6 protein-coding genes are annotated in these 6,281 nt (G+C 71.8%); 5 read left to right on the top strand and 1 reads right to left on the bottom strand.

Annotated elements, in window-relative coordinates; translation table 11 throughout:
• The coding region (locus tag KME77_RS28935; protein ID WP_308250483.1) for an rRNA adenine N-6-methyltransferase family protein at positions 1 to 306 on the bottom strand (306 nt) is incomplete at its 3' end.
• 230 nt (positions 307 to 536) lie between these two features.
• Between KME77_RS28935 and KME77_RS00905 the strand changes: the two genes are divergently transcribed.
• The 5 genes from KME77_RS00905 to KME77_RS00885 all read left to right on the top strand — a co-directional run bounded on the left by KME77_RS00905 (position 537) and on the right by KME77_RS00885 (position 6,181).
• A complete protein-coding gene (locus KME77_RS00905; protein WP_219460331.1) occupies positions 537 to 1,598 on the top strand; it encodes an AAA family ATPase in 1,062 nt (353 codons plus the stop codon).
• Positions 1,595 to 3,373 carry a vWA domain-containing protein gene (locus tag KME77_RS00900; RefSeq protein ID WP_219460328.1) on the top strand — a complete coding sequence of 593 codons (1,779 nt, stop codon included), beginning with the start codon at positions 1,595 to 1,597 and terminating at the stop codon, positions 3,371 to 3,373. The genes KME77_RS00905 and KME77_RS00900 overlap by 4 nt, the downstream gene beginning before the upstream one ends.
• A 77-nt stretch (positions 3,374 to 3,450) precedes the next feature.
• On the top strand, positions 3,451 to 4,131 hold the full coding sequence (locus KME77_RS00895) for a response regulator transcription factor (RefSeq protein ID WP_219460325.1): 681 nt from the start codon (positions 3,451 to 3,453) through the stop codon (positions 4,129 to 4,131).
• Entirely contained in the window at positions 4,128 to 5,606 is a 1,479-nt protein-coding gene (locus tag KME77_RS00890) for a sensor histidine kinase (RefSeq protein WP_219460322.1), read from the top strand. The genes KME77_RS00895 and KME77_RS00890 overlap by 4 nt, the downstream gene beginning before the upstream one ends.
• 44 nt (positions 5,607 to 5,650) lie before the next feature.
• Entirely contained in the window at positions 5,651 to 6,181 is a 531-nt protein-coding gene (locus KME77_RS00885; protein ID WP_219460320.1) for a hypothetical protein, read from the top strand.
• The last annotated feature ends 100 nt before the right edge of the window (positions 6,182 to 6,281 follow it).

Below are 6,281 nucleotides of genomic sequence, written 5' to 3'. Positions count from 1 at the left end.
GTCGATCCGCGGATCGTCGCGGGTCAGGGAGGCCAGCCTGCCGGCCAGCCGGGGATCGATCTCGTAACCGATCACCTGAGCGCCGGCCCCCGCCAGCGCCCTGGTCAGCACGCCCTCGCCCGAGCCTGGTTCGAGCACCAGCCCCTCGGGTGCGGCCGCCTTGACCACCAGATCGACGGCATGCCTGTCGACCAGGAAGTTCTGCGAGAGCGTGCGCCTCGCCCTGTCCTTGGGCGTGCGTGCGCCGCCGCTCCTGGCCTTCTTCTGGGTGTGCGAATAGTTTCCGTGCGCGAAGTTGTGCGCCACAGCCGCTGCCCTTTCGGGTCTTCGAGACGAGTAGGACTCTCGAAGGGCCCGGGCGCGCCTGGCGGACGCCTAGAGGATGACCGCGTCCGCTAGCGGGCCTGAGCCCGGTGGCTGCGCAGCCTCATGAAACAGGTGCATGACATGCCCACGAGCCTAGGAACCGCGCAGGTCACGGCGCAACGCAATAAAACCTGATGCGCTTCGTGCCGGGGATTGGCCACTCTAGAGGTGTGCAGGCCACAGTCACGGTCACCCCGGCGCAGCTCCCCGAGCTGCTGCTGCACGTCGCCGTGGTCCGGCCGGTGTTCCTGTGGGGAGCGCCCGGCATCGGCAAGAGCTCGCTGGTGCGCGAGTTCGCCGCCTCGCTCGGCCTGGAGTGCGTGACGCTGCTGGGCACCCAGCTCGCGCCGGAGGACCTGATCGGCGTGCCGGAGCTGGTCGAGGGCCGCAGCCGGTTCGCGCCGCCCGAGTCGATCGCCCGCGACGAGCCCTACTGCCTGTTCCTCGACGAGCTCAACGCCTCCGCCCCCGAGGTGCAGAAGGCGTTCTACTCGCTGATCCTCGACCGGCGCATCGGCACGTACGAGCTGCCCGCCCAGTCCGTCGTCATCGGCGCGGGCAACCGCGCCACCGACAACGCCCTGGCCAGGCCCATGGCCTCGGCCCTGATCAACCGCCTGGTGCACGTGCACCTGCGGGCCTCGTCCGACGACTGGCTGAAGTGGGCGGCCGGCAACGGCATCCACCCGTGGATCGTCGACTACCTGGTGCAGCGGCCCGACCACCTGTGGAGCGCGCCGCCCAAGACCGAGGAGCCGTTCTCCTCGCCGCGCGCCTGGCACATGCTCTCCGACGTGCTCACCTCGTACGGTGACGACGTCGCCGACGAGACGCTGGCCATGCTCGCGTTCGGCACGCTCACCACCAGCCACGCCTCGGCCTTCCGCGCGTACGTCAAGACCGTCCGGCACGCCTACGACCTCAACGCCGTCCTCAAGGGCGAGGCGCCGTGGCCGCGCAAGCCGGAGGAGCGCGACCTGCTCTACTTCCTGGCCGAGGCGTTCCGCGCCCGGCTGATCAAGGAGCTGCCCGCCGACAAGCGCGGCGCCTCGGCGCGTGGCCGCGACCTGGGCTTCCGCGCCAAGACCCTGCTGGTCGAGCTGGCCGAGATCTCGCTGGAGTGCGCGCAGCTCGTCATCGCCGCCGACGCCAACGGCGCGCCCGCGCTGCCCACCTGGTTCCTGGTGGAGGTCGGCAGGGACGTGCCCCGGCTGATGGCGGCCCGGTCATGAGCCCGCGCAGGAAGGCCAAGATCGACCCGTGGCGCCTGGAGGTGCGCAAGGGCTGGCAGCTGGTGGAGCGCAACCCGCTGTTCGGCGTCTTCCACTGCTGGCTGCAGCCGGCCGACGACGACGAGCTGTCGCCGGACACGTGGGCGGTGGTGACGGAGGACGGCGACATCCGCCACCACCCGCGCCGCCGCGCCGAGGCGGCCGAATGGGCGTGGGTCTTCGCCCACCTGCTGCTCCACCTGGGCTTCGGCCACGCCGACCCGCGCACCTGCGCGCCCAAGGACGTCGACGGCGCGCGTCCTGAGCCCGCCTACCGGGCCGCCTGCTGCCTGGCCGCCGACCGTTTCCTGCGCACGCTCAAGCTCGGCCGCCCGCCTTCGCCGCTCCCCGTCGAGCTGCCCGAGCAGGACGAGGTCACCCTGTCGGAACGGTGGCGCAGGCTCGGCATCCCCGAGGCGTACAAGCCGCTGGGCGAGCCCGACTTCCGCGTGTGCACCGAGGAGATGGCCAAGCTCCACGACTTCCAGCTCACCTTCGCGGTCGGCGTCGTCGAGTCCGCCACCAGCGCCCTCGACAGGGCGGGCGCGCCCCGGGCCACCCGCGACAAGCACGTGGAGGGCCCGTGGGACGTGGCGCTGCGCTGGTTCATGTCCTCCTACCCGCTGCTCGGCGCCCTCGCCGCCGGCATGAAGATCGTCGCCGACGTGGAGCTGACCAGGGCCTGGAACATCTCGATCGCCGCGGTCAGCGCCGAGGCCGGCGAGGTCTACGTCAACCCGCTCGCCCAGCACACCGAGGAGGAGTGGCGGTTCGTGCTGGCCCACGAGATGCTGCACGCCGCCCTGCGCCACGGCGAGCGGGTCGGCCCGCGCGAGCCGTACCTCTGGAACGTCGCCTGCGACTACGTGATCAACGGCTGGCTGGCCGAGATGGGCGTCGGCGAGATGCCGGAGGGACTGCTGTTCGACCAGACGCTGTCCGGCATGTCGGCCGAAGCCGTCTACGACACGATCGCCACCGACCTGCGGCGGACGCGGAAACTGGCCACGCTGCGCGGACGCGGCCTCGGCGACGTCCTGGACCGTCCGGCGCGCCCGCTCCGCGGCGGCGTCGACCTCGACGAGTACTACCGCAACGCGATGTGCCAGGGCCTGGCCTACCACCAGGGGCAGGGCCGCGGCTTCGTCCCGGCCGGCCTGGAGCAGGAGATCAGGGCGCTCGACCAGCCGCCGCTGCCCTGGGACGCCCAGCTCGCCCGCTGGTTCGACGAGCACTTCCAGCCGGAGGAGAAGCGCCGCTCCTACGCCCGCGCCTCCCGCCGCCAGGCCTCCAGCCCCGGCATCCCGCGCCCCGGCTGGGTGCGGCCCGAGGAGATCGTCAGGAAGGCCACGTTCGGCGTCGTGCTCGACACCTCCGGCTCCATGGACATCACGCTGCTCGGCAAGGCGCTCGGCGCGATCGCCTCGTACGCCGCCGCCCGCGACGTGCCGCGGGCCCGCGTGGTGTTCTGCGACGCGGTCGCCTACGACGCCGGCTACCTGCCGGTCGAGGAGATCGCCCGCCGGGTCAAGGTGCGCGGCCGGGGCGGCACGATCCTGCAGCCGGGCGTCAACCTGCTCGAACGGGCCGACGACTTCCCCGCCGACGGCCCGATCCTGGTCATCACCGACGGTGAATGCGACGTGGTGCGCATCCGCCGCGAGCACGCCTTCCTGGTGCCGCAGGGAGCCCCGCTGCCGTTCCGGCCGCGCGGCCCGGTCTTCTCGATGAAGTGACTTCTCCCGAACAAGTGACTTCTCCCGAAGAAGTGACTTTGAGGCGGCTTTGAAGTGGCTCGGGTAGACCTCTAACCATGGACCGCCCCGCCAGGGTGCTCGTCGTGGACGACGAGCCCAACATCCGTGCCCTGCTGTCGCAGACGTTACGCCTGGTCTCGTTCGAGGTCAGGACCGCCGAGTCCGGCGCGGAGGCGGTGCGGGCCGCCACGGACTTCGAGCCCGACATCGTCATCCTCGACGTGATGCTGGCGGACTTCGACGGGTTCGAGGTGGCCAGACGGCTCGGGGAGCGCATCCCCGTGCTGTTCCTGACCGCCCGCGACACGGTCGAGGACCGCGTGCAGGGGCTCACGCTGGGCGCCGACGACTACGTCGCCAAGCCGTTCAGCCTGGAGGAGGTCGTGCTGCGCGTACGCGCGATCCTGCGCCGCAGCCGCACCCAGGACAAGCCCAAGGACGTGCTGCGCTACGCCGACGTGGAGCTCGACGTGGCCGCCCACGAGGTGCGCCGCGCCGGGGTGCGCGTCGAATTATCGCCCACGGAGTTCAACCTCCTCGAATACCTGCTCACGAACGCGGGCCGGGTGGTCAGCAAGGCGCAGATCCTCGACAGCGTCTGGCGCTACGACTTCGACGGCGACTCCAGCATCGTCGAGTCCTACGTCTACTACCTGCGCAAGAAGATCGACAAGTGGGAGCCGCAGCTCATCCACACGGTGCGCGGTGTCGGCTACACGCTCAGGACCCCGCGATGAGACCGGACCGATGGACGATGCGCGCCCGGCTCGTCATGGCCATGCTGGGCCTGACCACGGTGGCGCTCGTACTGGCCAACGTGGTCGGCATCAGCCTGCTCAGCGACAACCTCCTGCGCCGGCTGGACGCCCAGCTCGACACCATGAGCGGCGTGGGCGCGACCGCCCTGTCCACGCTCACCAGGGTGCCTCGCGCCAGCTACCCGGACATGGGCCTGGGCGATGTGCTGCAGAAGCGGTTCGCCGACGTGACGCGCGTCTACCTCTTCTCCACCGAGGGCAAGCTGGTGCTGGCCTCGTCCACCACCGACCCCGGCCCGGTCCTCACCGACCTGCACGACGGCGTCCCCTACACCGTGTCCGGCACCGAGGGCCCGTCCTGGCGGCTGAAGACGATCGACAGGGGCGGCTACCGCATCGTGTTCGCCCAGTCGCTGGCCGAGTACGAGCAGACCCGCGCCTCCCTCACCGCGATCGCCTCCGCCTCCAGCGCGCTGGTCCTGCTCCTGCTGGGCCTGGCCGCCGACCTCGTCGTACGACTCAACCTGCGCCCCCTGACCAGGATGGAGCGTACGGCGGGCCAGATCGCCATGGGCGACTTCGCCAGCCGCGTCCCCGCCCCCGAGCCGCACACCGAGACCGGCCGCCTGGGCATCGCCATGAACGTCATGCTCGACCGCGTCGAGCACGAGATCGCCGCCAGGACCGCCTCGGAGGCGCGCATGCGCCGCTTCCTCGCCGACGCCTCCCACGAGCTGCGCACCCCTCTGACCTCCGTACGCGGCTTCGCCGAGCTGTACCGCCGGGGCGGTGGCGGCGACGAGGAGACGACACAGGAGACCATGCGCAGGATCGAGGAGGAGGCCGGCCGGATGGGCGTGCTGGTCAACGACCTGCTCACGCTGGCCCAGCTCGACCAGGAACGCCCCATGGAACGCCATCCCGTGGACCTGCTGGAGGTCGCGGCCGACACGATCCGCGACGCCCGTGCCCGCGTCCCCGGCAGGCAGGTGAAGCTCGGCGGGCTCGGCGGGGCGCCGGCCCCCGTCTCGCTGGCGCCTGTCACGGTGGTCGGCGACGAGGCCAGGCTGCGCCAGGTCGCCGCCAACCTCGTCGGCAACGCGCTGGCCCACACGCCCGAGGACGCCGCGATCACCGTACGGGTGGGGTCGGCGCGCGGCATGGCCGTGATCGAGGTCGCCGACACGGGCCCGGGAGTGCCGCCCGAGCACGTCCCGTACATCTTCGACCGCCTCTACCGCGTCGGGCAGGGCCGGTCCAGGACCGAGGGCGGCGCGGGGCTCGGGCTGGCCATCGTGGCCGCCATCGTGCACGCGCACGGCGGCAGGGTCGAGCTGGACTCCGCGCCCGGCAGGGGCGCGACCTTCCGCGTGCTCCTCCCCGATCCCGAACTCCCGGATCCCGAACCACTCGACCCTGAACGGCCCCGTCCCGAACTTCCACCGGGTTCCTAGGCGGCTCCCAGGCTCCTCCGAGGGGCGCTCGGCAGATTCACAGCATGAACCGAAAAATCATCATCGCCGCGGGCCTGCTCGCCCTGGCCGCCGCCGGATGCGGCTCGGCGCCCAGCTCCGCGGGAGTCGCCTCCGTCACCACCTCCTCGGCCGCCCCCGCCTCCAGCGCCAGCGCCTCGCCGACGGCCGGCGTCGACAGGGAGGAGCAGGGCAGGCAGTTCGCCGCCTGCATGCGCAAGAACGGCGTGGACATGCCCGACCCCGACCCCGACGGCGGTGGCGCCGCCTTCAAGGCCCTGGCCGGCGCGGACGAGAACAAGGTGCGCGAGGCGCTGGAGGCCTGCCGCTCCCTCGCCCCCGTAAGGGACGCCAAGGAGCTGACCCCCGAGGACCAGGACCGGATGCGCCAGTTCACCGCCTGCATGCGGGAGAACGGCGTGGACATGCCCGACCCCGACTTCAGCGGCAAGGGCGACAAGAACCTCGCCCGCGGCTTCAGCGACGACGACCCCGACTTCAAGAAGGCGTTCGAGACGTGCCGCGCCAAGTTCCCGCAGATGGGCCAGGCCAAGTGACCCAGGTCCGTGAGCCCGTGACCGCCCCGTCCCAGCGGCGGCGGCGGGGAAGGCCGCTTCGCACCGCCGCCTGGACGGGCGGCGCCGCCCTGCTCGCCGC

The organism is Nonomuraea rhizosphaerae, assembly GCF_019396405.1.
Taxonomy (GTDB): Bacteria; Actinomycetota; Actinomycetes; order Streptosporangiales; family Streptosporangiaceae; genus Nonomuraea; species Nonomuraea rhizosphaerae.
Note: the sequence above shows the minus strand (reverse complement) of the source record. Positions and strands in the feature narration are given on the sequence as shown.

Coding starts and splice junctions, on each gene's coding strand:
- KME77_RS00900 (WP_219460328.1), top strand. CDS start 1,595: ATGAGCCCGCGCAGGAAGGCCAAGATCGACCCGTGGCGCCTGGAGGTG.
- KME77_RS00895 (WP_219460325.1), top strand. CDS start 3,451: ATGGACCGCCCCGCCAGGGTGCTCGTCGTGGACGACGAGCCCAACATC.
- KME77_RS00890 (WP_219460322.1), top strand. CDS start 4,128: ATGAGACCGGACCGATGGACGATGCGCGCCCGGCTCGTCATGGCCATG.
- KME77_RS00885 (WP_219460320.1), top strand. CDS start 5,651: ATGAACCGAAAAATCATCATCGCCGCGGGCCTGCTCGCCCTGGCCGCC.